This window comes from Streptomyces shenzhenensis (assembly GCF_003688995.1).
Taxonomy (GTDB): domain Bacteria; phylum Actinomycetota; class Actinomycetes; order Streptomycetales; family Streptomycetaceae; genus Streptomyces; species Streptomyces shenzhenensis_A.
On sequence record NZ_PENI01000001.1, the window covers coordinates 394969 to 420718 of the forward strand.

Annotated in this window: 18 protein-coding genes and 1 pseudogene; 12 read left to right on the forward strand and 7 right to left on the reverse strand. The window is 71.6% G+C overall.

The window, feature by feature from the left end:
* Window positions 1-53: 53 nt before the first annotated feature.
* Entirely contained in the window at window positions 54-1319 is a 1266-nt protein-coding gene (locus CTZ28_RS01655; RefSeq protein WP_121887354.1) for an amino acid deaminase, read from the forward strand.
* Between the two features lie 10 nt (window positions 1320-1329).
* Complete coding sequence (locus CTZ28_RS01660; RefSeq protein WP_121887355.1) at window positions 1330-2940, forward strand: N-acyl-D-amino-acid deacylase family protein; 1611 nt, start codon at window positions 1330-1332, stop codon at window positions 2938-2940.
* A 59-nt stretch (window positions 2941-2999) separates the two neighbouring features.
* Here CTZ28_RS01660 and CTZ28_RS01665 read toward each other — a convergent pair whose 3' ends face one another.
* Window positions 3000-3845 carry a trypsin-like serine peptidase gene (locus CTZ28_RS01665; protein ID WP_121887356.1) on the reverse strand — a complete coding sequence of 282 codons (846 nt, stop codon included), beginning with the start codon at window positions 3843-3845 and terminating at the stop codon, window positions 3000-3002.
* A 1064-nt stretch (window positions 3846-4909) separates the two neighbouring features.
* On the opposite strand from CTZ28_RS01665, the gene CTZ28_RS01670 reads away from it, so the two are divergent.
* From CTZ28_RS01670 to CTZ28_RS01695, 6 genes are all read left to right on the forward strand, one after another.
* The gene (locus CTZ28_RS01670) at window positions 4910-6121 is read left to right on the forward strand and encodes a pyridoxal phosphate-dependent aminotransferase (RefSeq protein ID WP_121887357.1); all 1212 of its coding nucleotides are present in this window, start codon (window positions 4910-4912) and stop codon (window positions 6119-6121) included.
* Window positions 6122-6238: 117 nt separating this feature from the next.
* A complete protein-coding gene (locus CTZ28_RS01675) occupies window positions 6239-6676 on the forward strand; it encodes an SCO4983 family protein (RefSeq protein ID WP_398655060.1) in 438 nt (145 codons plus the stop codon).
* Between the two features lie 181 nt (window positions 6677-6857).
* Window positions 6858-7934: a substrate-binding domain-containing protein gene (locus tag CTZ28_RS01680; RefSeq protein WP_121887358.1), complete on the forward strand. Its 1077-nt coding sequence runs from the start codon at window positions 6858-6860 to the stop codon at window positions 7932-7934.
* A 14-nt stretch (window positions 7935-7948) separates the two neighbouring features.
* Window positions 7949-9166 carry a toxic anion resistance protein gene (locus CTZ28_RS01685; RefSeq protein WP_121887359.1) on the forward strand — a complete coding sequence of 406 codons (1218 nt, stop codon included), beginning with the start codon at window positions 7949-7951 and terminating at the stop codon, window positions 9164-9166.
* Window positions 9163-10704: a substrate-binding and vWA domain-containing protein gene (locus tag CTZ28_RS01690; RefSeq protein WP_121887360.1), complete on the forward strand. Its 1542-nt coding sequence runs from the start codon at window positions 9163-9165 to the stop codon at window positions 10702-10704. Before CTZ28_RS01685 ends, CTZ28_RS01690 begins: the two co-directional genes overlap by 4 nt.
* On the forward strand, window positions 10691-11293 hold the full coding sequence (locus tag CTZ28_RS01695; RefSeq protein ID WP_121887361.1) for a hypothetical protein: 603 nt from the start codon (window positions 10691-10693) through the stop codon (window positions 11291-11293). Before CTZ28_RS01690 ends, CTZ28_RS01695 begins: the two co-directional genes overlap by 14 nt.
* 327 nt (window positions 11294-11620) lie before the next feature.
* On the opposite strand, the gene CTZ28_RS01700 is transcribed toward CTZ28_RS01695, so the two are convergent.
* Window positions 11621-13444, reverse strand: coding sequence for a phosphoenolpyruvate carboxykinase (GTP) (locus tag CTZ28_RS01700; RefSeq protein ID WP_121887362.1), 1824 nt, complete (start codon window positions 13442-13444; stop codon window positions 11621-11623).
* Between the two features lie 324 nt (window positions 13445-13768).
* Here CTZ28_RS01700 and trhA point away from each other — a divergent pair, with 324 nt between their 5' ends.
* The 4 genes and pseudogenes from trhA to CTZ28_RS01720 all read left to right on the forward strand — a co-directional run bounded on the left by trhA (window position 13769) and on the right by CTZ28_RS01720 (window position 16398).
* Window positions 13769-14482 carry a PAQR family membrane homeostasis protein TrhA gene (trhA, locus tag CTZ28_RS01705; protein ID WP_121887363.1) on the forward strand — a complete coding sequence of 238 codons (714 nt, stop codon included), beginning with the start codon at window positions 13769-13771 and terminating at the stop codon, window positions 14480-14482.
* 123 nt (window positions 14483-14605) lie between these two features.
* Window positions 14606-14974: pseudogene (locus CTZ28_RS01710) on the forward strand (MFS transporter); the annotation flags it as partial.
* A 5-nt stretch (window positions 14975-14979) separates the two neighbouring features.
* Window positions 14980-15645: a TetR/AcrR family transcriptional regulator gene (locus CTZ28_RS01715; protein WP_472926664.1), complete on the forward strand. Its 666-nt coding sequence runs from the start codon at window positions 14980-14982 to the stop codon at window positions 15643-15645.
* Between the two features lie 12 nt (window positions 15646-15657).
* Complete coding sequence (locus CTZ28_RS01720; protein ID WP_121887365.1) at window positions 15658-16398, forward strand: Mut7-C RNAse domain-containing protein; 741 nt, start codon at window positions 15658-15660, stop codon at window positions 16396-16398.
* Between the two features lie 93 nt (window positions 16399-16491).
* Here the strand turns inward: CTZ28_RS01720 and CTZ28_RS01725 are convergent, their stop codons facing one another.
* From CTZ28_RS01725 to CTZ28_RS01745, 5 genes are all read right to left on the reverse strand, one after another.
* Window positions 16492-18927, reverse strand: a complete 2436-nt coding sequence (locus tag CTZ28_RS01725) for a galactose oxidase early set domain-containing protein (RefSeq protein ID WP_121887366.1) — start codon at window positions 18925-18927, stop codon at window positions 16492-16494.
* Complete coding sequence (locus CTZ28_RS01730; RefSeq protein ID WP_259471419.1) at window positions 18924-20294, reverse strand: glycosyltransferase; 1371 nt, start codon at window positions 20292-20294, stop codon at window positions 18924-18926. The genes CTZ28_RS01725 and CTZ28_RS01730 overlap by 4 nt, the downstream gene beginning before the upstream one ends.
* Window positions 20291-21943 (reverse strand): ArnT family glycosyltransferase, encoded by a 1653-nt coding sequence (locus CTZ28_RS01735; RefSeq protein WP_121887367.1) that lies wholly within the window; start codon window positions 21941-21943, stop codon window positions 20291-20293. The genes CTZ28_RS01730 and CTZ28_RS01735 overlap by 4 nt, the downstream gene beginning before the upstream one ends.
* Window positions 21940-23208, reverse strand: a complete 1269-nt coding sequence (locus CTZ28_RS01740) for a glycosyltransferase (RefSeq protein WP_121887368.1) — start codon at window positions 23206-23208, stop codon at window positions 21940-21942. The genes CTZ28_RS01735 and CTZ28_RS01740 overlap by 4 nt, the downstream gene beginning before the upstream one ends.
* 192 nt (window positions 23209-23400) lie before the next feature.
* Complete coding sequence (locus CTZ28_RS01745) at window positions 23401-25428, reverse strand: thioredoxin domain-containing protein (protein WP_259471440.1); 2028 nt, start codon at window positions 25426-25428, stop codon at window positions 23401-23403.
* Window positions 25429-25750 lie beyond the last annotated feature (322 nt).

Genomic DNA, 25750 nt, shown 5'->3' on the forward strand with positions numbered 1-25750 from the left:
ATATACGCAACGGTCGTTGCAGATAGCGCAACGCACCAGATCAGGGAGGTTCCATGAGCATCGAGGCGCTCGCCCGCCTGGCCGAGGAACGCGTCGACCACCGCTTCAAGGGCCTCCCACCGGACGCCGCCGGGCTGACCGTCGGCGAACTGGCCGCCCAGCGCCGCAACCTCTTCACCGACGGCTTCGCCACCCCCGTGCTCACGCTGTCCGCCGAGCGCCTGGAGCACAACCTCAAGCTCATGGAGACGTACGCGGCCCGGCACGGCCTCGCCTTCGCCCCGCACGGCAAGACCTCCATGGCCCCGCAGCTCTTCCACCGCCAGCTCGCGCACGGCGCCTGGGGCATCACCCTGGCGGTGCCGCACCAGGTGCGGGTGGCGCGAGCGTTCGGCGTCGAGCGGGTCTTCCTCGCCAACGAGCTGGTGGACGCGGCGGCCCTGCGCTGGATCGCCGCCGAACTCGCCGCGGACCCCTCCTTCCGCTTCGTCTGCTACGTCGACTCGGTGCGCGGCGTGGAGTTGATGGACGCGGCGCTGCAAGGGGCCGCCCGCCCCGTGGACGTGGTGGTCGAACTGGCCGCAGGCGAGGGCGCCCGCACCGGCGTCCGGGCGGAGGCGGAGTGCGTGGCGGTCGCGGACGCGGTGGCGGCCGCGGGGACGCTGCGGCTCGTCGGTGTCGCCGGGTACGAGGGCGAGGTGCCGCGGGCCGACCCGGAGCGGGTGCACGCGTGGCTGCGCCGGCTGGTCGCGCTCGCCGTGGACTTCGACCGGGCGGGCCGGTTCGCGGACACCGCGGAGATCGTCGTCAGCGCGGGCGGCAGCGCCTGGTTCGACGCGGTGGCCGACGTGTTCGCCAAGATCCCGCCGCTGTCCCGCCCCGTCCTGAAGCTGCTCCGCTCCGGCGCCTACGTCTCGCACGACGACGGCCACTACCACCAGGTGACCCCCTTCAACCGGGTCCCGCAGGAGGGCGCGCTCGAACCCGCCTTCCGGCTGTGGGCGCAGATCGTCTCCCGGCCCTCCGCCGAACAGGCGTTCGCCAACGCGGGCAAGCGGGACGCGGCGCACGACCTCGACCTGCCCTTCGCCCAGGTGGTACGCAGGAACGGCACGGAACGGCCGGCGGCCGGCGTCTCGGTGACCGGCCTGTCCGACCAGCACACCTGGCTGGGCACCGGACCGGAGGCGGACCTGGAGGTCGGCGACTGGATCGGGCTCGGCCTGTCCCACCCGTGCACGTCCTTCGACAAGTGGCAGCTGATCCCGCTGGCCGAGGCGGACGGCACGGTCGTCGACTACATCCGCACCTTCTTCTAGGAGACACGCCATGGAAGAGCTGGTCATCAGGGACGCGGACGTCGTGGACGGCAGCGGCCGGCCGTCGTACCGCGCCGACGTGGTGGTGGACGGCGGCCGGATCGTCTCGATCGTCCGGGAGGCGGCCCAGGCGGGCTGCCAACGGCCCACGGCCCGCCGGGAGCTGGACGCCGAGGGGCTGGTGCTCTCCCCCGGCTTCATCGACATGCACGCCCACAGCGACCTCGCCCTGCTGCGCGACCCCGACCACAGCGCGAAGGCCGCGCAGGGCGTGACCCTGGAGGTCATCGGGCAGGACGGGCTGTCGTACGCCCCGGTCGACGACCGCACGCTCGACGAGGTGCGCCGGGCGATCACCGGCTGGAACGGGTACGGCGACGACATCGACTTCGACTGGCGGTCCGTCGGCGAGTACCTGGACCGGCTGGACGCGGGCATCGCCGTCAACGCCGCCTATCTGATCCCGCAGGGCACGGTGCGCGCGCTCGCCGTCGGCTGGGAGGACCGCCCGGCCACGCCCGCGGAGCTGGACCGGATGCGGCAGCTGGTCGCCGAGGGCATGGAGCAGGGCGCGGTCGGCATGTCGTCGGGGCTCACCTACACGCCCGGCATGTACGCCGAGGACGCTGAACTCACCGAACTGTGCCGGGTGGTGGCCCGGTACGGCGGCTACTACTGCCCGCACCACCGCTCCTACGGGGCGGGCGCGCTGGCCGCGTACGCCGAGATGGTGGAGCTGACGCGCAAGGCGGGCTGCGCCCTGCACCTCGCGCACGCGACCATGAACTTCGGCGTGAACAAGGGCCGCGCGCCCGAGCTGCTGACCCTCCTGGACGACGCGCTCGCCGGCGGCGCCGACATCAGCCTCGACACCTACCCCTACACGCCGGGCTGTACGACGCTCGCGGCGCTGCTGCCCAGCTGGGCGAGCGAGGGCGGTCCGGAGGAGATCCTCGGGCGGCTCACCGACGAGGCGACCGCCGAGCGGATCCGGCACCACATGGAGGCCGTCGGCTCCGACGGCTGCCACGGTGTGCCCGTCGAGTGGGACACGATCGAGATCTCGGGGGTGAGCGACCCGGCCCTCGGTGACCATGTCGGCCGCACGGTCCTGGAGTCGGCGCGGCGGCGCGGCGAGGCGCCCTGGACGACGGCCCGCCGGCTGCTGGTCGAGGACCGGCTGGGGTCCACCATCCTCCAGCACGTGGGCCACGAGGAGAACGTCCGCGCGATCATGCGGCACGGCGCGCACACCGGCGGTTCGGACGGCATCCTGCAGGGCGCCAAGCCGCATCCGCGTGCGTACGGCACCTTCCCGCAGTATCTGGGCCGTTATGTACGGGAGTTGGGGGTGCTCTCCCTGGAGGAGTGCGTCGCCCATCTCACCTCGCGTCCCGCGGCCCGGCTGCGACTGCCGGACCGCGGTCTTGTCCGCGAGGGACACCGCGCCGACCTGGTCCTGTTCGACCCGCGGACGGTCGCGGCGGGGTCCACCTTCGAGCAGCCGCGCGCGCTGCCCACCGGCATTCCGTACGTCCTGGTCGACGGGCGGTTCGTGATCGAGGACGGGCGCCGTACGGATGTGCTGGCCGGGCGTGCGGTCCGCCGGACTCCGGCCTGACCGCCGGAGCCGCGGGAGCCGCCGGCCGGGCCGCGCCCCACGGCCCTCCGAGCGGAGCGCTACGGCCTGGGCAGGGTGCAGCCGCTCGCGTTGAGGTTCAGCTTGTTGCCGGTCGTGAAGCAGGCCGGGATCTGGTAGGTCTCCTGGGCGTAGTTGATGCCCTGGCGGACGGTGACGGTGCCGGCCTCGTCGACCTCGCAGGGGTTGTTCAGGGTGCAGCTGGCGCCGTCCTCGTTGCCGGTGTTGTTGACGGCGACGACCTTGCCGGTGGCGTTGTCGACCACCGGGGAGCCCGAGGTGCCGCCGATGGTGTTGCAGGCCGAGGTGTAGCGGACGGAGTCCTTCCAGGTCCAGCTGCCCTCCTTCAGGCGGTAGGCGAAGCCGTCGATGGAGCAGGCGTAGGTCCGCTTCCAGTAGCCGGAGACGACCGTGATGGCAGTGCCGGCGGTCGGGTGCGTGTCCTGCACCGTCAGGGCGTTGATCCCGTACGTGCTGCTGATCTGCGCGTACGTGGTGGTGAGCTGGTAGATCGTGACGTCCGTGTCGGTCATCGTCGCGTAGGCGACCTTGGCAGCGCGCAGCGTGCCGACCTGGGTGGCCGAGGCGTTGAGCAGGCCGAAGGTGCGGCTGGACGCCTGGTCGACGATGACCTGGCCTGCGGCCGGGAAGCCGGTCTCCAGGCAGTGGCCGTTGGTGAGCACGAGGGCCGGGTCGGTGTCGGCGGAGGCAGGGAAGCGGATGACGGAGCCGGAGCAGTTGCTGAGCGCGACGGTGCCGGCGAAGTCGACGGCCTGGATCGCGGGTGCGGTGGACTGCGTCGCTGTGGCGGTGGCGGCGGCCGCGGGTGCCATGCCCGTCCCGGTGATCACCAGGGTCGTGAGCGCGGCAAGGAGAGGCTTCTTCATGTGGGGTCCCCTCTGCAGACGTAGGCGACCGGAGATCTTCCGGCCGCACGTTGTCATGTGCATTGTGAAGCCACCAGGGGTCAACAGCAAGAAGCCGAACCCACCCCAACTCCCCAAAACCCACCCCCAGTTGCCAACGCAGACCACTCACCCCGGCGACCACGGAACGCCCCCGCACCCGCCCCGGCGGAACCGACCCGCGCCCTGCCCCGCCACACGCGCCCCGCGCCCCGCAGACAACCCGCTCCCGCTCACCCACTCCCGCGCCGCGCCCCGCACCCGCCACCCCACACCCGCCCCAGCGGAACCGGCCCGCGCCGTGCCCCGCTACACGCGCCCCGCGCCCCGCGCCCCGCGCCCGCAGACGGCCCACCCCCACACCGCCCGACCGCCACCCAGCCCCACACCCGCCTCCGCGGCACCCACCGACCCCCAGGCGCCCTGCCCCGCAGACCCGGCTCCGCGCCGAACTCCGCACCGTCCGCCGATCCAACCAACCCCGCACCCGCAGACGCCCCGTCCCCGGCGTCACACACCCGACGCACCCCACGCCCGCCACCCGACACCCGCCCAGGCGGAATCGACCCGCACCGCGCCCCGCGCCCACAGACGGCCCGCTCCCGCTCACCCACCCCCGTGCCGTCCCTGCCCGGCGTCACACACCCGACGCACCCCCACGCGCGCCACCCCACACCCGCCCCGGCGGAGCCGACCCGCACCCTTCCCCGCCGCACGCGCCCCGCGCCGAACCCGCAGACGGCCCGCTCGCCCACCCCCACACCCGCCCCGGCGGAGCCGACCCGCACCCTTCCCCGCCGCACGCGGCCCGTGCTGAGTCCTTAGGCGGGCCGTCTCCGGTCGGGTTCGGCGTCGTCGGTGGTGTGGGTGGGTCACTCGTCCTGGTGGATGCGGGGCGGTGGGTCCCGTCGTGGGCCGGAGGCCGCCGTGGCCGCCTGGTTCGCGGGTTCCGCGGTCCGCCCGGCAGGGCAGCGGCACCCGGTCGGGTGTCTCACGTGGCGGATAACACCGTCCAAGGGGCGTTACCGGGTCGTAAGCTCGCGGACATGCAGGTGATCCAGTCGACCAAGCTCGCCAACGTCTGTTACGAGATCCGGGGCCCGGTGCTCGAGGAAGCGATGCGGCTGGAGGCGGCCGGACACCGGATCCTCAAGCTGAACACCGGCAACCCGGCGGCGTTCGGCTTCGAGTGCCCGCCCGAGATCCTGGAGGACATCCTCCGCAACGTGTCGTCGGCGCACGGCTACGGCGACGCCAAGGGCCTGCTCGCGGCGCGCCGCGCGGTCGTGATGCACAACCAGACCATCGGCATCGAGACCGACGTCGAGCACGTCTACATCGGCAACGGCGTCTCCGAGCTGATCGTGATGGCGATGCAGGCGCTCCTCGACGACGGGGACGAGGTCCTCGTACCGGCCCCCGACTACCCGCTGTGGACGGCCGCCGTCTCGCTCTCCGGCGGCACCGCCGTCCACTACCGCTGCGACGAGCAGTCCGACTGGATGCCCGACCTCGCCGACGTGGAGCGCAAGGTCACCGACCGCACCAAGGCGCTCGTCATCATCAACCCGAACAACCCGACGGGCGCGGTGTACGACCCGGCGATGCTGAAGGGCCTGACGGACATCGCCCGCCGGCACAACCTGCTGGTCTGCTCGGACGAGATCTACGACAAGATCCTGTACGACGGCGCCACGCACACCGCGACGGCCGCGGTCGCCCCGGACCTGCTGACACTGACCTTCAACGGCATGTCCAAGGCGTACCGGGTGGCCGGCTACCGGGTGGGCTGGATGTCGATCTCCGGGCCGCGGGCGCACGCCGATTCCTACATCGAGGGCCTGACGATCCTGGCGAACATGCGCCTGTGCGCGAACATGCCGGGCCAGCACGGCGTCGTGGCCGCACTGAGCGGACGCCAGACGATCGGCGAGCTGGTGCTGCCGGGCGGGCGGCTGAAGGAGCAGCTGGATGTCGCCTACGAGCTGCTGACGCAGATCCCCGGGGTGACCTGTGTGCGTCCCAAGGGCGCGCTGTACCTCTTCCCGCGCCTGGACCCGAACGTCTTCAAGATCAAGGACGACCGTCAGATGGTCCTCGACCTGCTGCGCCGTGAGAAGATCATGGTCGTCCAGGGCACGGGCTTCAACTGGCCGGAGCCGGACCACTTCCGCGTGGTGACGCTGCCGTCGGCGGGGGACCTGCGGGACGCGGTGACCCGGATCGGCACATTCCTGGACGGCTACGCGCAGGCGTAGCCGGGCCGGCACGCCTCACGCCGGGTAGCCACGCGACCCGCTTACGCGACCACAGTCAACTTTAGACGAATTCTAAGCTAGGATGGCTTCCTGTCAGAGCACAGGAGGCCATCTCCCATGTACGAACCGACCCGCCCCGGGCCGTCCCACCGGTCCCCCCACGGCAGCCCGATGGCCGGCACCCCCTCCGACTTCCCCCATCGGTCACGCGAGGAGGAGCTGGACATCCAGCTCGCCGGTCACCTCGCGGCGCTGCTCGCCGTCACGGACGAGCTGCGCGCCCTCGCCCCCTCCGCCGAGCTGGACACGGCGTCCGCGCGGCTCGCCGAGCAGGTGACCCGGCTGCGCGGCGGGCACGCGCCGGCCCGCACGTCCGGCACCGCCACCGACCCCTGCCCGACCGCCCTGCATCACCGGGCACACACACTGGCCGGCCGCGCCCTGGTCGTCGCGGCGTCCCGCGCCGACACCACGGCGGCGATCCTGGCCGCCGAGCGCATGGACGCCCACACCGCCGCCCTGCGCGACCTGACGGAACTCAGCGCGGCCCGCTGACCCCCGGCCGGGGTCCCCCGGACGGCCCCGGTCCGCGCGCACCCGCAGCGACGCGCGGACCGGGCGCCCTCATCCGGCCAGACGGAATGGCTTGTTCCTGTTGCATAACGGGATCGGCCCGACACCCTCCGTTCACCGGGCTCCCCATGGAACGTTGAATTCCGGGAGCAGTCTCCCCTGTGTGAGACGTATCGCGGGAATAGTCCTCGCGGTGCTGCTGATCGGCGGCGTGGTGGCTGCCGTCGTCGCAGGCCGACAGGGCGAGGACAAGGGCACGGCAACGAAGACCGTGCAGGGAGTGATCGGATCGGAGAAGGCCGAGTTCTTCGCCGATCCCGACGTGGTGAAGGCGCTGGCCGCCAAGGGCTTCACCGTGAAGACCGAGTCGTCGGGGTCCTGGGCGATGGAGGGCCTCGACCTCAAGGGGTACGACTTCGCCTTCCCGTCCAGCCAGGCGCCGGCCGGCCAACTGGCCGCGAAATACGATGTGCGCCAGCCCCTGCCGCGCCCCTTCTACTCGCCGCTCGTCGTGGTGGCGCACCGCAGCGCGGCCGAGGTGCTCGCCGCCAACGGGCTGGCCACGCTCGCCGGCAGGAGCCGCGGCACCCTGAAGATGGCCGCCTACCTCGACGCCGCCCGCCACGACCGGACCTGGCAGCAGCTCGAGGGCGCCGACCGGCACGGGGAGCTGACCGGCACCCTCTACATCGCCAGCACCGACCCGGAGTCCTCCAACTCCGGCGCCCTCTACCTGGCCGCCGCCTCCTATGTCGCGGGCGGCGGCAAGGTCGCCGCGAGCACGGCCGACATCGACCGCACCGCACCCCTGCTGCGCAAGCTGGTCTCCGTCCAGGGCGCCCAGCAGTCCAGCTCGGACGGCCCGTTCCGGGACTTCATCAGCGGGGCCGGCAATCCGCTGGTGCTGGTGTACGAGTCACAGGTCGCCACGCTCCTCGGCGAACAGCAGTCGGTCGACGACCTGGTCGTCCTCTACCCGGACACCACCGTCAACAGCGACCACACCGTCGTGCCGCTCACCGACGAGGGCCGCGCGCTCGGGGACCTGCTCAGCACCGATCCGACGCTGCGCAAGCTCGCCGTCGAGCACGGCTTCCGCCCGCAGGGCGACACCGCCGAGTTCATCGCGGCCACGGCCGGCCGTGCCGCCTACCTCAACCAGACGCTGACCGGTGTCCGGCAGGCGCCCGTGCCCACCTCCAAGGTGCTGCACGAGATGGCGCGCCGGGCGCGCGGCTGACCCGGGGGATACCTATGAGCAGCTTCAACCACATCAGCCCGAGCGGCCATGAGCCGACGCTCAGCGGCGACGACATCCTCACGCTCACCCCGCCGGAGGCCGTGGCACCCGTGCCACGGGAGAAGGCCGGCGGTCTGGTGCCCGTCGAGGCGGGCGTCCGGGAGGACATGGCCCGCAAGGCGGCCACGTACATCGAGGGGCTCGCCGCCCTCGACTCCCGCTCGCCCGAGTTCGCGGGCAAGGTCGGCGAGATCACGGCGCTCGGCGCCGGTGAGATGCGCAGCGCCACCGCGCAGTCCAACCGCATGCTGGAGCGCGCCGTCCGCAGCCTGCCCGGCAAGGGCGGCGACGCCCAGTCCCAGGTGGCCGGGTCGCTCGTCGAACTCCGCCGGGTCGTCGACGACCTCGACCCGCGCGACCTGCCCGCGAGCAAGGGCCGCAAGTTCCTGTCCCGGCTGCCCGGCGGCAACAAGCTGCGTGACCACGTCGCCAAGTACGCCTCCGCGCAGGGAACCCTGAACAAGATCGTCAGCTCGCTGCGCGGCGGCCAGGACGAACTGCGCCGCGACAACGCCGCGTTGCAGACCGAGCGGGTGCGGCTGTGGGAGACCATGGGCAAGCTCCAGGAGTACGTCGTGCTCACCGAGGCCCTCGACACCGCCGTCGAGGGACATATCACCGACGTGGCGGTGCGCGAGCCGGAACAGGCCGACCACCTCCGCGCGGACGTGCTCTTCCCGGTCCGGCAGAAGCACCAGGACCTGCTCACCCAGCTCGCGGTGTGCGCGCAGGGCTACCTCGCCATGGACGTCGTACGCCGCAACAACGACGAGCTGATCAAGGGCGTCGAACGCGCGGCCACCACGACCGTCTCGGCGCTGCGCATCTCCGTGATGCTGGCCTCCGCGCTGGACAACCAGAAGAAGGTCATCGAGCAGGTCAACGCGCTGCGCGGGACGACCGAGGACCTGATCCGCGGCAACGCCGAGATGCTGAGCACGCAGAGCGGGGAGATCCAGCGCATCGCCGCCGACCCGGCCGTCGGCGCCGAGACCCTGCGCTCCGCCTTCCAGCAGATCTACCGCACCCTGGACGCGATCGACACGTACAAGGTCCAGGCCACCGAGGCGATGGCGACGACGGTCGAGAGCCTCACCGCCGAACTCCAGCAGGCCAGCGGGTATCTGGAACGCAGCCGGACGCAGGGCGCCCTGGACGGGGGCCTCGCGTGAGACGACGACTGGCCGTCCTCGCGGCCGCCGCCGCCCTGCTGACCGGCTGCACCGCCCAGGAGCACAAGGACGCCTCCACCGACGACGGCGCGCCCCGGCCCGGCACCCTGCGTGTCCTCGCGTCCAGCGAACTCACCGACATGAAGCCGGTGCTGGAGCAGATCGGCAAGGACACCGGCATCACCGTCCGGCCCACCTACCTCGGCACCCTCGACGCGGTCGACCTGGTGGCGAAGGGCAAGGCCGACGGGGCGTACGACGCGCTGTGGCTGTCGTCCAACGACTATCTGCGGCTGCGCCCGGACGCCGCGAAGAAGGTCGTCTCCGAGACACCGATCATGTCGAGTCCGGTCGCGATCGGCGTCAGGCAGGAGGCGCTGTCCCGGCTGCGCTGGAAGCCGGCGGACGTCACCTGGGCGCAGATCGAACAGGCCGTGCAGGACGGCGAGCTGACCTACGGCATGACCGACCCGGCCCGTTCCAACTCCGGTTTCTCCACGCTCGTCTCGGTCGCCTCCGCGCTGTCCGGCGCCCAGTCCGCGCTGACCGACGCGGATGTGGCGAAGGCGGCGCCGAGGCTCAAGGAGTTCTTCAAGGGCCAGCAGCTGACCTCGGGTTCCTCGGGCTGGCTGGCGTCGGCGTACGCGCGGCGCGGCAACGTCGACGCCCTGCTCAACTACGAGTCCGTGCTCAAGGGCATCCCGGACCTCACCGTGATCCGGCCCACCGACGGCGTGATCACCGCCGACTACCCGCTCTCCTCGCTCGCCGCCGCCGACCCGGCCGCCCGCCAGGATGTGCGCCGGCTCGCCGAGGCGCTGCGCTCCGACTCCGCGCAGCGGCTGATCACCGAGCGCACCCATCGCCGCCCGGTCGTCCCGTCGGTCAAGCCGGCCGCGGGCCTCGACACCAGCAGGCGGCGCGAACTGCCGTTCCCCGGCAGCCGCTCCGTCGCCGACGGGCTGCTCGACTCGTACGAGAACGAACTGCGCCGCCCCTCGCGGACGGTGTACGTGCTCGACACCTCGGGCTCGATGCGGGGTGACCGGCTGGACCGGCTGAAGAAGGCCCTCACCGATCTCACCGGAGACTTCCGGCAGCGCGAGGAGGTCACCCTGATGCCGTTCGGCTCGGACGTGAAGAGCGTACGCACCCATGTCGTCAGCCCGGCGGATCCGGGCAGCGGTCTCGACGCCATCCGCAAGGACACCGACGCGCTCTCCGCGCAGGGCGACACCGCCATCTACACCTCGCTGGAGAAGGCGTACGAGCATCTGGGCACCGGCGGTGACACCTTCACCTCGATCGTGCTGATGACGGACGGGGAGAACACCAGCGGCGCCAAGGCCGACGAGTTCGACACGTTCTACCGCGGGCTCGCCCGGACCGAGCAGGAGACCCCGGTCTTCCCCATCCTCTTCGGCGACTCCGACCAGGCGGAGTTGCAGCACATCGCCGAGCTGACCGGCGGCCGTCTGTTCGACGCCCGTACGGGCTCGCTCGACGGCGCCTTCGAGGAGATCCGTGGCTACCAGTAGGTTCGTCGGCTATCTGGAGTCCCGCAAGAACATCGCGGGCGGCTTCTGCGGCCTCGCGGGGCTCGCGCTGACCTTCACGGGGGTGGCGGGACCGTACTGGCCGGTCGTGGTGGCCGGGCTGTACGGGGCGGGCGCGCTGATCGCACCGCCGGAGCGGCCCGCGCTGCCGGACTTCCCGGATCCGACCGCCCAACTCGACGAGCTGCGCGGCGACTTCGAGACCCTGCGCGGCTATCTCGCGGACGTCGACCTGCCGCCCGCGGCGGCCGGACGGCTCACCGAGCTGACCGAGCTGCTGACCGCCCTGCTGGACCCCGGGTGGGTCACCGAGGTGCTGGCGCAGGACCCGGAGGGCATGCACGCGCTGTCGCGGGCCGTGCGGCAGGACATCCCCGAGGCGGTCGACACGTTCGTGCGCACCCGGTGGTGGACGCGGCTGACGCCGGGCGCCGAACCGCCGGAGCGGCATCTGGAGCGGCAGCTGACCCTGTTGCACGAGGAGGCCGAACGGCTGGCGACGGTGCTCCGGGAGGCGGAGGCCCGGCGCCAGGAGTCGCACACCCGGTACCTGGAGGACCGCTCGAACTGAGCCGGGCGGCCGGTGGCGACGGCCTGCCGTCATCCTCCCGCCGGGGCGGTCGGAAGGACGACGGCAGGCCATGACCCCGCACACCGTTGTACGGGGCCTCGCCGGCCCGGGCACCGCGGCCGGCCGTGACGATCGCTGGTCAGGGCACACCGACCGGCCGCGGAGACAAAAGGGGAGACCACCCCGGACACCGCCCAGAACTCCCGCACGAACCCAGACCGACACCCCGCACACCACCGCACGAGACCCCACCGGCCCGGGCACCGCGGCCGGCCGTGACGATCGCTGGTCAGGGCACACCGACCGGCCGCGGAGACAAAAGAGAGATCAGCCCAGACGCCGCACCAGAGACCGGTACTCGTCCCAGAGCTCCTGCGGGGTGTGCTCGCCGAACGTGTTGAGGTGCTCGGGCACCAGCGCGGCCTCCTCGCGCCAGATCTCCGGGTCGACGGTGAGCAGGAAGTCCAGTTCGGTGTCGGACAGTTCGAGGCCCGCGGTGTCCAGCGCCGCCTTCGACGGCAGGATGCCGATGGGCGTCTCGACGCCCTCCGCCGTCCCGTCCAGGCGCTCCACGATCCACTTCAGGACGCGGCTGTTCTCGCCGAAGCCGGGCCACACGAACCGGCCGTCGCCGTCCTTGCGGAACCAGTTGACGTAGTAGATCTTCGGCAGCTTGGACTGGTCCTTGTCCTTGGCCACGTCGATCCAGTGGGCCATGTAGTCGCCCATGTTGTAGCCGCAGAACGGCAGCATGGCGAACGGGTCGCGGCGCAGCTCGCCGACCTTGCCCTCGGCGGCGGCCGTCTTCTCGGAGGCCACGTTCGCGCCGAGGAAGACACCGTGGTTCCAGTCGAAGGACTCGGTCACCAGCGGCACCGCGGTGGCCCGGCGGCCGCCGAACAGGATCGCCGAGATCGGCACGCCCTTCGGGTCCTCCCACTCCGGCGCGATGATCGGGCACTGGGCGGCGGGGACGGTGAAGCGGGCGTTGGGGTGGGCCGCCGGGGTGTCCGACCCGGGCGTCCAGTCCTTGCCCTTCCAGTCCGTCAGATGGGCCGGGGCCTCCTCCGTCATGCCCTCCCACCAGACGTCGCCGTCGTCGGTGAGCGCGACGTTGGTGAAGACCGCGTTGCCCCACAGCGTCTTCATCGCGTTGGCGTTGGTGTGCTCGCCGGTGCCCGGCGCCACGCCGAAGAAGCCGGCCTCGGGGTTGATCGCGTACAGCCGGCCGTCCTCGCCGAACCGCATCCACGCGATGTCGTCACCGATGGTCTCCACCGTCCAGCCGGAGACCGTGGGCTCCAGCATGGCGAGGTTGGTCTTTCCGCAGGCACTCGGGAAGGCCGCGGCGACATACTTGGGCTGGCCGGTGGGCGGGGTCAGCTTGAGGATCAGCATGTGCTCGGCCAGCCAGCCCTCGTCGCGGGCCATGACGGAGGCGATGCGCAGCGCGTAGCACTTCTTGCCGAGCAGCGCGTTGCCGCCGTACCCGGAGCCGTAGGACCAGATCTCGCGGTCCTCGGGGAAGTGCGAGATGTACTTGGTCTGGTTGCACGGCCAGGGGACGTCCGCCTGGCCCTCGCCCAGCGGGGCGCCGACGGAGTGCACGGCCTTGACGAAGAAGCCGTCGGAGCCCAGCTCGTCGAGGACGGCCTGGCCCATGCGCGTCATCGTGCGCATCGAGACGGCGACGTACGCGGAGTCGGTGATCTCCACGCCGAGCGCGGAGAGCTTCGAGCCCAGCGGGCCCATGCAGAAGGGCACCACGTACATGGTGCGGCCCCGCATCGCACCGCGGAACAGGCCCCGCTCACCGGTGAAGACGTCCCGCATCTGCGCGGGAGCCATCCAGTGGTTGGTCGGACCGGCGTCCGCCTCCTGCTCGGAGCAGATGAACGTCCGGTCCTCGACCCGGGCGACGTCGGTCGGGTCGGAGGCCGCGTAGTAGGAGTGGGGGCGCTTGACCGGGTCGAGTTCCGTGAAGGTGCCCCTGCTGACGAGCTCCCCGCACAGGCGCTCGTACTCGGCCTCGGATCCGTCACACCAGACCACATTGTCCGGCTGGGTCAGTTCGGCGATCTCGTTGACCCACGAGATCAGTTCCTGATGGTTGGTGGGGATGACGGGGGGAGCCGCGATGTCGCGCGCCACGATTGCTCCTAAATGAGGGATTTTTTTCTTTTGACCCCATGGGGGCTGCGGCCCGGATGCTTCGTAGCCGCTCATCCGGTGCCGACCGCACTCATTTGATCATCCGACGCAACTGCGCATCTGTCCAGAGGGCCGCACAGGTGAGCGGCGTGAGGAACGCCACGATCAGCGGGTTCCGGCCCTTTTCTTTACGTGCACGTGGCGTTCGCCTGGCGGTCTCTTTGCGTCCGGTGCCGCGCGAGAGCGTGAGAGGATGACCACTATCAAGTGCTCATCAGGCTCCACTGATCCGCAACTTACGGTTCCGTAGGTACGATGCCGGGCATGACAGCGCCCGCCCCCGACGCGCCCCTGGATCCGCCGGCCGCAGGCCGCCCTCCCACCGCGCTCTCCCTGCCGCATCCGGTCAAGCCCAAACTGCGCGGCTGGCTGCATCTCGGCATGTTCCCGGCCGTCCTCGTCGCGGGCCTGATCCTCACCGCGCTCGCCGACTCCTCCCGGGGCCGGGTCGCCTGCGGGATCTACGTCCTGACCGCCTGCCTGCTGTTCGGCGTGAGCGCGCTGTACCACCGGGGCAACTGGAGCCCGCGCATGGACGGCATCCTGCGCCGCCTCGACCACGCCAACATCTTCCTGATCATCGCGGGCACCTACACCCCGCTGACCATGCTGCTCCTGCCGGGCGCCAAGGGGCAGTGGCTGCTGTGGGGGATCTGGGCCGCCGCGGCGGCGGGCATCGTCTTCCGCGTCTTCTGGGTCGGCGCCCCGCGCTGGCTCTACACGCCCTGCTACATCGCCATGGGCTGGGCGGCCGTCTTCTTCCTGCCGGACTTCATGCGCACCGGCGGCATCGCGGTCCTGGTCCTGGTGATCGCGGGCGGGATCCTGTACAGCGCGGGCGGCGTGATCTACGGCATCAAGCGGCCGAACCCGTCACCGCGCTGGTTCGGCTTCCACGAGGTGTTCCACTCGTTCACGCTCGCCGCCTTCGTCGTCCACTACGTCGGCATCTCCCTGGTGGCGTACCAGCACGCATAAGCCCCCCGCACCCCTCCGAAGTGGCCACGACTCCTCAGCCGTGGCCACTTCTCACTGCGCCGACACCAGCCCTCCGTTGACAGCATCTATCTTTTGGAAGCTACTCTCATTTCGCTGCCCGGAGGACTGCTGATGACACTGCGCCAGGTCGGCGCGGCGATCGGCATCGCCCTGCTCGGCAGCCTGCTCGCGGGCGTCTTCCGTGACCGGCTCGACGTCACCGGGCTGCCCGGGCAGGCGGCCCACACCGCCGGGGAGTCCGTGGTCGCCGCGCATCTGGTCGCCGAGCGGTCCGGCGCGACGCAACTGTTGGCTCCCGCCAACAGCGCGTATGTGCACGCCATGGGCCTGATCCTGGTGGTGTGCGGCATCGCGTCCCTGGCCGCCGGCCTGCTGGGCGCCGCGTTCCTGCTGGGCGTCGCGGCCGCCCGGCGGGACGCGGATGCCGGGTCCCCGCCCGTGGTCACGCTCCCGGCGGATGTCCGACAATGACCTCCATGACGGCCGCACGCTCCCCCAAGCTCTCCCCCCGCGCCCCCGCCGATCTTCCCCGGCTCAGTCTGCGGGAACGGAAGAAGATCAAGACGCGCGAGGCGATCCGCAGCGCGACCTACCGGCTGGTCACGGAGCAGGGGTACGACGCCACCACGGTCGAGCAGATCGCGGAGCGCGCCGAGGTGTCGCCGTCCACGGTCTTCCGCTATTTCCCCACGAAGGAGGACATCGTCCTCACCGACGAGTGGGACCCGCTCATCCTGGAGGAACTGCGCGCCCGGCCCGCCGACGAGCCGTGGCCGCAGTCCCTGCGGTACGTGATGCACCGGGCCGTGACCCTGGGGCTCCGGGACGACCCCGAGGCGGCCCGGCTGCGCACCAAGCTGATGGTCGAGGTCCCGGCGGTGCGCTCGCGGACCATGGAGAGCATGTCGGTCACCGGCCGTCTGCTGTGCCGGGCCATCGGCGAGCGGACCGGCCGGGACCCCGACTCCCTGGACGTACGGGTCTGGGCGATGTCGCTGATCGGCGGCCTGATGGAGGTCTCGCTGTACTGGGCCGAGAACGACCACCGGGACAACCTCCCCGACCTCATCGACCGCGCCCTGGACGTCCTGGAGCGCGGTCTGCCCACCGGAAATCCCGGCGGCCCGCACCCCGCGCCATGACATCCTGACCGGGTGAACGGTCCCGAGATCCGCGTCGAAGTCGCTCCCGCGCTGAGGCTGTTCGTCCCGCCCGCCCGGCGCCGCGGCGCCGGCGTACTGACCACCGACGGCGTCTCCACGCTCGGCCATGTCGTCGAGTCCCTCGGCGTCCCGCTGACCGAGGTCGGCGCGCTGGTGGTGGACGGCCGGACGGTGCCCGTGTCGCACGTCCCCGTGGCGGGCGAGACGGTACTGGTCCGGGCGGTGGAGCGGCCCCAGCGGATCCCGGGCGCCCCACTGCGGTTCCTGCTCGACGTACACCTGGGCACCCTCGCCCGGCGGCTGCGGCTGCTCGGCGTGGACGCGGCCTACGAGTCGACGGACATCGGCGACCCGGCCCTGGCCACCCGTTCCGCGGCCGAGAAGCGGGTCATGCTCAGCCGCGACCGCGGCCTGCTGCGGCGCCGCGAACTATGGGCGGGCGCCTTCGTCTACAGCACCAGCCCCGACGACCAACTCCGCGACGTGCTGGACCGGTTCGCGCCCGAACTGCGGCCCTGGACCCGCTGCACCGCCTGCAACGGCCTGCTGCGGGCGGCCACCAAGGACGAGGTGGCCGACCAGCTGAAGGGCGGGACGCACCGCTCGTACGACGTCTTCGCGCAGTGCCGGGCGTGCGGGCGCGCCTACTGGAAGGGCGCGCACCACGAACAGCTGGAGGCCATCGTGGAGCGCGCCCTCGACGAGTTCCCCGGCCCGGACCGGGCGGTCTGAGCAGGACCGGTGAAGTCCGCTGCGGTTCGGCAGCGCCCTGAAGGGGCGCGGGGAGCCGGCCGACGGCACATCGCGGCAGTTCCGGCGGAGCGCTCAGCCTCGGCGGTCCGTCGCCTGACGCCGCGTCGTGTCTCCCTTGCCGCAGGCGATGCCGTCCCGGTTGCGGTCAAGGCGCAGCGGGTCGTCCCCGCCGTTGACCTTCAGCCGGCCGTAGTCGTTCTGCCGGAGCCAGCCGCAGCGGGCGGCGGTCGTCTTCTTCACCTGGGGCGGGAAGACGGTCGGCACGCACACGTTGGCCGAGCCGTAGTGCCGGTCGCAGCCGGACACGGTGGTGCTCACCGGCTGTGCGGCACGCTTCCTGCCGGGCCCGGAGACCTTGCCGGCGAGCGAGTCGGCGAAGGAGTGCACATGCGCCGACGCGTCGGACGTGCTCAGCGCCGCCGGTCCCTGCAGATGCACCCACTTCGCCACGGACGGCACCCCGCCTGCATCCACCGCGAAGAGCATGTACCAGCCGGGCGGGGCCAGGTTCGGGTTGCTCGTCACGTTCAGGTCGACGTTGTTGCCGTCGACGGACAGCGGCAGGTCGACGAAGCGCTGGTTGGGGTCGGACGAATGGGTGACGGCGGCCGGGCGGATCAGCTCGGCCTTGGCGATCGGCCGGTCGACGGTGATCCGCTGCGTGTCGCCGTAGGTCCACTCGGTGTCGATGACCGAGGTGATCGTCGGGCGGGTACCCCGGTGGAGATAGGGCGGGGTGTAGATCGACACGTTGTGGTTCCAGGAGCCGTTGCCCGGGTTGTCGCCGGTCGACATCACCCGGCCGTCCGGGAGCAGGAACGCCGAGGAGTGGTAGCCGCGGGCCTCGGGGTCGGCGGCCACCGGGTCGAAGGTGCCGGCCTGCGGGTCGTAGAGCGAGGACTCGTAGACCGGATCGGCCCGGTTGTGCAGGGCACCGCCGGTCTCCAGCACCGAGCCGTCGGGCAGCAGGACGGCGGAGACATACATCTTGCCCTGGTCCCCGGTCTCCGGCTGGGGCCCGGCGCCCAGGTCGACCGTGCCCTGCGGAAGCGGCGGCCCGGCGACGTACGCCGGGTCGGCCTCCTTCAGGTCGATCACATCCGTCAGCCGGTTGGCGTCCGGGTTGGAGTCGATGTTGCCGCCGCCGATGGTCAGCACCCGCTGGTCCTGCGCCGGCGGCAGCAGCACGCTCGCCGACTGGTCCCGCTCGTCCTTGTTCTGCAGGCCCGGGACCTGGGTGACGGTGTTGGCGTCATAGTCGTAGATCGCCGAGCCGGTGCCGGGGATGTTGTTGCCGAAGACATGGCTGCCCGTGTAGAAGAGGCGGCCGTCCTGCATCAGGATCATCGACGGGTACAGACCCCAGTACGACCAGGTCTGGTTGACCTTCCACAGCGGCAGCCACTGCTGTTCCGCGTCGGACCAGTACTCGGCGGTCACCGACCCGGTGGAGTCCTCGCGCAGCCCGCCGAACGAGATCACGTCACCGTTGCCCAGCTCGGTCGCCGACGGGTACCAGTGGCCGTCGTTGAGGTCGTTGGTCCTGCTGTACGTCTCGGTCGCCGGGTCGAAGACGTACGAGTCCCGGTAGCCCTCGTAGCCGTGCGAACCGTCCGCCGCCGGATAGGCCGCGTTGCCGCTCATCACGAGCACGCGGCCGTCCTGGAGCTGGACGTGCCCGGCGCAGAACATGTCCTTCGGCGTGGGGATGACCTTGTAGGAGCCGTTCGCCGGGTCGTAGACCGCCGAGGTGAAGGTGCCCGCGGCGAAGTTCTCCTCGCTGTTGCCGGAGCCCGCGATCAGCAGCACCTTGCCGTTGTTGAGGACGACGGAGTGCATGGAGCGGACCGGGTTCTGGGTCGGCAGGACCTCCCAGCTCCCGTCCGCGCACTGCGCCTGGGTGCCGGTGCAGCGGGCCGGCGGCAGCGTGTCCGGGACCTGCTCCATGGCGTAGTCGTCGGTGGTCGCCGAACCGGTGCCGTACACCGACACGCCCCAGGTGATCCGGTCGGTGCCGGCCGGCACCTCGGGCGTGCGGACCGCGGCCCGGGTCCAGCTCGCCGCCATGTCCAGGGTCTTGAGGTCGGTCCAGTACTGCCAGCCCGCCGTTGTGTCGTGCCGGAAGAGGGTGACCGACGTGTCGGGCGTCGTCGACTTGTACCAGAGCGACAGGTCGTACTGCTTGCCCTCGGACACCACCGGCGCGCACTGAGCGGACTCGGTGATCAGCGCCTTGCGGTCGCCGTCGGCCCGGCGGGTCAGCGTGACCTTCATGGCCTGGGCGCCGCTGTGCGCGTCGCTCGTCGTCTCGAAGGTGAAGTCGTTGTCGCCCCAGCCGGACTTCTCCCAGCAGTAGGGCATGTCGCCCGCCGCCCCGGGGTCCACGGTCTCGAAGCCGGGGTTCGCGACGAGGTTGGCGGCGGTGGCGGGCTGCGGGGAGGTGAGGAGCAGACCGGCGGTCAGGGCCCCCACCCCGACCAGCGCGGTTCTTCTGCGGTGCGGTGTCACACGGCTCTCCTTGCTGCGGAGGTACGGCGGGTCCGCCCGGCGCCCTGGGCGGCGCGCCGGCGCGGCAGATAGACCAGCGCTTCCGTCCCGAGGAAGCGCAGGGCGAAGGTGGTCACCAGGGCGAGCGCGGTGGCGGGCAGCGCGCCCATCCCGAACCGGCCGACGAGCAGCGCGATCAGCGGGATACGCAGCACCAGGTCGGCGTTGGCGAGCAGCGCGAACCGGCCGGCACGGTCCCACCAGCGGCGGTGCGCGCGCCGGTCGCGGAACAGCAGCTGCTCGATGAGCAGGAAGTTCCAGGCGACGCCGAGCTGGTTGGCGAGGATCTCGGCGGGGACGTAGTGCAGGCCGAGCGCGGTCAGCGCCCACAGGCCGGCCAGGTTCGGCAGGAACCCGGTGGCACCGATCAGACCGAAGGCGACCATACGGGCCACCGGCGACGAGGTACGCAGTCCGGCCAGGTGGCGCAGGAAGCGGAAGCCCTCCCGGGCGCTCGACTTGGACGCCCCGGCGAACCGCTCCTGGAAGACGAACGGCACCTCGGCGACCCGGCCCGGCCTGCCGCGCACGGCCAGTTCGAGCAGGATCTTGTAGCCGAGGGGCTTCAGCCGCTCCGCGGTGACCGCACTGCGCCGGATGGCGAAGAAGCCGCTCATCGGGTCGCTGATGCCGTGCAGCCGGCCCGGGAAGAGGGACTTGGTCAGCCAGGTCGCGGTACGTGAGACGGCCACCCGGTAGCTGCCCGCGAGCCCGGCCCGGCTGCCGCCCTTGAGGTAGCGGGAGGCGACGACCAGCCCGGCGTTGCTCCGCTCACCGGTGGCGACCAGCTCGGGCACCAGCGCGGGCGGGTGCTGGCAGTCGCCGTCCATGACGACGATCCACTCCGAGCCGGCCGCCCGCAGTCCCTCGACGACCGCCCCGCCGAGCCCGCCCACCGGCTCCGCCCGGTGCAGCACGGTCACCGGGAACGGGCAGTCCTGCGCAGCCTGCCGGATGACGTCGGGCGTGTCGTCGGTGGAGTCGTCGACGAAGACGACCTCGCAGGGCAGCCGGGCGGGCACCGCGTCGGTGATCTGCCGCAGCAGTCTGCGGACGTTGCCTGACTCGTTGAACGTCGGCACGACGATGGTGACGGCACCGGGTTCGGCGACCGCGCCGTCGGGCTCGCCGCGCCGCCCGGGCACCGGAGCCGGTGCCGAGACGGCGATCGCGCCCGGCCCTTCGGGCCTGCGCGCTCCGCCGCTCCCGGTTTCGCCCGGGCCCGGGGACCCCCATGCCGTCTCGGTGCCGGCGTGCCCGTGCGGCTCACGCGTGGTGGCGGCCCGTGCCGCCGGATCGCCGGGGGCGGTGTGCTCGTGGCTGCTCATCGTGCGCCTCCCACGGCGGCCTGCTGGATCCGCCGGATCTCGATGCGGTCGGGTCCGGTTCCGAACGTGGCGACCGGGGCGGAGTGTTCGATGGCGGCCTTGACGTTGGGCAGGTCCACCGCGTCGCGCCGCACCGTCGGGGAGGCCACGACGTAGTCGAGGTCCCGCCAGCCGTGCGGCATGGTCTTCGTGACGGCCGGGTCGAGGTCGGCCTTGTAGAACCAGATGGCGCCGAGCCCGGGCCGGTACCCGGCGTGCACCAGGTCGAGCCAGAGCGCGTCGTCGACGAGGACACGGGTGTCCCCCGGGTTCTCGACCTCGCTGCCGAGCCAGGTGGCGGCGGCCCGGTAGGGGGCGTTGGCGTCCGCGGTGACGGCGGTGCGGTCGCCGTCGTACCAGCGCGGGACGACGTACGCGCCGGCGGCGACGGCGAGCACGGCCGCGAGGGCGTACCGGCCGCCGGTGACCAGTCGCCGCTCGCCCTCCGCCCGCCATCGGCGCAGTACGGCGTGGGCGGCCGAGGCGGTCCCGGCGGCGAGGACCAGGGCGAGGAACGGCAGCGCCTGGATGACGTACATCGCGGGCAGATAGCCGTTGGGGCGCAGGGCCAGCGCGGCGAGGATCGCCACCGTCAGGGCCGGCCCGGCCAGCGCGCGGGCGGTGACCGACCAGCGCCAGGTGGCCAGCAGCAGCAGCGCGCCGACGAGTCCGCCGAGGGGCAGCACACGGTCGTAGTAGAGCCAGGACTGGAGCACCCCGTACGAGCCTGTGCCCCGGTCCAGGATGAAGCCCGAACCCGGCCTGGTCATCTGGTACGTGACGCCGTCCCAGAGCGAGACGTGTCCGCTGCCCGGCAGCAACTCCCCCTTGAGCAGGGCGAAGAGCGGATAGGAGAAGCCGGCCAGGGCGCAGGCGGTGACGGCGCCGGTGAGCGCGAACTTCCGGGTGTCGCGGTGGCTGTGGCGCCACATGGTGACCAGCAGGGCGGGCAGGACGACCAGCATCGTCTCCTTGGTGAGCACGCCCGCGGCGGCGGCGAGGCCCGCGCCGAAGTGGTGCCACAGATGCCGGCTGGGCGAGGCGGCGAGGCAGAACGCCAGCAGCAGCCACATCACCGCGATGTTGTCGAGGAAGATCTCCCGTTGCAGGACGACGGACAGCGGTGAAAGACCGAACAGGGCCATGGCGAGCCCGGCCGCCCAGCGGGGCAGCGACAGCCGCCGGCCGAGGACGTACACGAGGACCGCGCTGACGGCGCTGATCAGGAGCATCGCCAGGCGCATGGTGCCGACGGTCATCGCGCCGGGGTCGAGGGCCGAGGGTATCCAGGTGAGCAGGGCGAGCTGGAGCCAGCCGAGCGGCGGGTGGTCGTACCAGTAGGTGTAGTGGGCCAGACCCTTGCCCTGCTGCACGGCCCAGGCCTGGGCGAGATAGGTGCCCTCGTCGTCACTGAGGGTCGGGTAGGCGGAGATGTTCCAGCCCTGGACGACGAGGATCGCCGCGAGCAGCGCCCCGCACAGGAGCAGGTCGAGCCGGGAGGAGCGGAGCCGTGCCGGAGGCGGTGTCCGATCGGCCGAACGCACTTCCGGGGCAGGCCGGCGCTGCGCGGGGACCGTGGACGTGGTCACCGCGGGAAGGGTGGAGGTCACGCGGGAACGTCCTCTCGGATCGTCTCGGCCGCGGCGAGGTGCGCGCCGACGTGAGTGGTCAACTCCCAGTCGTTGCGGCCGCGTTGTTCCCGCCATACGGCGCGGACGGCGGCCCCCGCGAGGAGCACCTGGTAGAAGGGGCCGCCCACGACGAGCTTCACGTAGTGGGTGAGGCGGACCCGCAGCCCGTACTGCTTGCCGAAGTCATGCAGTCCGACGACCTCGAAGACAAAGGTGACGGCGGCGGTGACCAGCGGCAGGAAGGTGAGGAAGGCGATGCCCACGGGCACGTCGAGGAAGAGCGCGATCGCCGCGTTGAGCGGGATGATCACCCCGGAGAATGCCTGCAGGAACGGCGTCATGAGCGTGTACCGGGCCAGCAACCGCTGCCCGAGGCCGGGGAGTTGGCGCCAGTCCTGCTTCCGGTAGACCTGGAGGAAGCCCTGGTTCCAGCGGGTGCGCTGCTTGAGCAGCGACATCAGCGAGCCGGGCGTCTCCTCCCGGGTGACCATGTCGGAGTCGTAGGCGACGACGACCTTCTTGCCGACGCTGGAGAGCCGGACCCCCAGGTCGCAGTCCTCGGCCAGGCAGTTCGGGTCCCAGCCGTCGGCCTCCCTGAGCACGTCGGTGCGGACGAAGACGGTGTTGCCGCCGAGCGGGATGAACCCTTTCTGCGCGTGCAGGTGCAGCCGCGAGCGGAACCAGAAGAAGTACTCCAGGCAGTTGCGCAGGCTGTACCAGCTGGAGTGGAAGTTGATCAGCTGGACACCGCCCTGGACGACGTCCGCGCCGGTGGTCCGGAACGCGTGGTCGACATGCGCGAGGAGTTCCGGGTGGACCTGGTCCTCGGCGTCGAAGACCCCGACGACGGCGCCGCGGCAGTGCGGCAGCGCCGTGTTCATGGCCTTCGGCTTGTTCTTCTTCTCGTGGGTGTCGACGACGACCCGGACGCGCGGGTCACGGGCGGCGGCGCGCTCGGCGACCGCCGTGGTCTCGGGGTCGTCGTGCCCCACTATGACGATGATCTCGAAGTCGGTGTGCGTGGACTCCAGCAGCCGCTGGATGGTGTGGTCCAGCACGGCCTGTTCGTGCCGTGCGGGCAGCAGCAGCGAGAACGACACCTGCTCGGCGCCGTCCGGTCTGCTGAAGCGGGTGGACGCGAGCACCTCGGGCGTACGCCACGCGTGCATCTGCCACCAGAGAGTGAAGGCCGCCATCCAGAACAAGGCCAGTGAAACGGCGGCGATGAAGACAGACGTCAGCAACAGATCCCCCCCCAGATCCCCGATGCCCCCTGACACGGCGGAGAGCCGGCTCCGCCGTGTCACTGCGCAGAGACTATGGGTGATCTGTGAAGCGCGCAGGCGTTTTCGGTGAAGAGCGTGTTTCCTCACCTTGAGGTTCAGAGTGACCGATTCGCCCACGGTCGTGTTCCGGCCATGGGGGGACCTGTCGTTTCAGCTGCTCAGCGCGGTGCGCAACCGTTCCGGATCGGTCGTCGGGGCGTCACAGGTGAAGTTCCGGCAGACATAGGCCGCGGGCGCGCCGGCCACGAGGGGCCGGTCGGCGAGCAGCGGGAACTCGTCGCCGTCCGGGGCCCCGGCGGCGACGACGGCGCCGGGGGCGGTGCCCAGGAGTGCCGTGCGGTGCAGGGTTCCCGTGGCCCCGTCAGCCAGGTCCGGGCCGACGACGGCGATCTCGCGCGGGCCGTCGAGCAGGGCCTCCGCGACGGCGAGCCCCCAGCCGATGAAGCGCGGCACGCGCGGCCCGAGAGTGGTCACCACCCCCAACGCCCGCTCCGCGGCGGTGCGATGGAGTGCGGAGCCGGTATGGGCGGCATAGCTCAGCAGGGCGCCCGCGGCGGCGGTCCAGCCGGCCGGGGTGGCGTTGTCGGTGGGGTCCTGCGGGCGGCGGATGAGCCGCTCGGCATCGGAAGCGGTGTCGTAGAGGGCGCCGCTGTCCGGGTCGGTGAAGCGGGCGAGGACCTGGTCGAGGAGCAGACCGGCGAAGTCCAGCCAGACCCCCTCACCGGTCACGGAGGCGAGCGCGAGGAAACCCTCGGCGACGTCGGCGTAGTCCTCCAGCACGCCCGCGTTGCCGCCGGCCCGGCCGTCCCGGCTGGTGCGGACCAGCCGGGCGCGGTCGTCCAGGTGCAGCCGGACGAGCAGGTCGGCGGCGGCGACCGCGGCCTCGACCAGGTCGGGCCGGTCGAAGTAGGCGCCGGTCTCGGCCAGCGCGGCGACCGCGAGGCCGTTCCAGGACGCGACGACCTTGTCGTCGCGGCCCGGGGCCGGGCGGTCCTGCCGCGCCCGGAACAGCCGCTCACGCACCGAGGCGATCTGCTCCGCGTCCACCACGCCCTCGCCCTGCGGGAGTTGGAGGACGGAGCGGCCCTCTTCGAAGGTGCCTTCCTCGGTCACCCCGAAGTGCTGTGCGGCGAGCGGGGCGTCGTCGCCGAGCACCTCGCGCAGCTGCTCGGGCGTCCACACGTAGTACGCGCCCTCGACGTGCCGTCCGCTGCCGTCGTCGCTGTCGGCGTCGAGAGCGGAGGCGAACCCGCCCTCGGCGGTGCCCAGTTCGCGGACCATGAAGTCGGCGGTCTCCAGGGCGACCCGGCGGGCCTGCTCGGAGCCGGTGGAACGCCACAGGTGCGCGTAGACCCGGCACAGAAGGGCGTTGTCGTACAGCATCTTCTCGAAGTGCGGCACGGTCCAGTCCCGGTCGACGGAGTACCGGGCGAACCCGCCGCCGAGCTGGTCGTAGATCCCGCCGCGCGCCATCCGCTCGCAGGTGTCCTGGGCCATCTGCAGCGCGCCCTCGGAGCCGGTGCGGGCGTGGTGCCGGAGCAGGAACTCGATGACCATGGACGGCGGGAACTTCGGCGCACCGCCGAATCCGCCGCGCCGCGGGTCGTACTCCCGGGTGAGCCCGAGCAGCGCCTGCGCCTGCTCCTGCTCACCGGGCAGCCGGGCGCCCCCGTGATCGATCTCCCGCTCGGCGAGGTCACGCACGATCTTCCCGGCGACCTCGGTCACCTCGTCCCGACGCTCCGCCCAGGCCTGCCGGACCCCTTCGAGCACCTGCCGGAACGAGGGCATCCCGGACCGGGGCACGGGCGGGAAGTAGGTGCCGAAGTAGAAGGGTTCGGCGTCCGGCGTGAGGAACACGGACATCGGCCAGCCGCCCTGCCCGGTGGCCGCCTGCACGGCCTCCATGTAGACGGCATCGACGTCCGGCCGCTCCTCGCGGTCCACCTTGACGCTGACGAAGTGCTCGTTCATGAAGGCGGCGGTCACCTCGTCCTCGAACGACTCGTGCGCCATGACGTGACACCAGTGGCACGCCGAGTAGCCCACTGACAGCAGAACGGGCACCTCACGCCGTTTCGCTTCCTCGAACGCCTCAGGTCCCCACGGCCACCAGTCGACCGGATTGTCGGCATGCTGAAGGAGATAAGGCGAGGTCACACCAGCCAACCGGTTCATACGTTCCAGCCTCTCACAGGGCCCCGACCTTGAGCGTGGAACCCGGCGTGCCTCTACAGGGTCTGCGAATGGATCTGCCGAGTGGTGGGCCTTTCTGCGGGACACCGGCTGCGGGCAGTACAGGCGCCCGAGCACTGACGCGAAGCAGCAGCGGCCGGGATGCTGGAGCGGCGACTGTTTCCCCAAGTAACCGGTCTCGTCAACGCGCAGAGCATTCCGGCGAGGACAACCGCTCGTGCGAGTTGTGCCGTCGGGCTTGGTCACGGTGGTGCGTGCGGGACAGGCCCAGGCGAAGTAGCGCTGGGCCGGGTGGTTGGTCGTG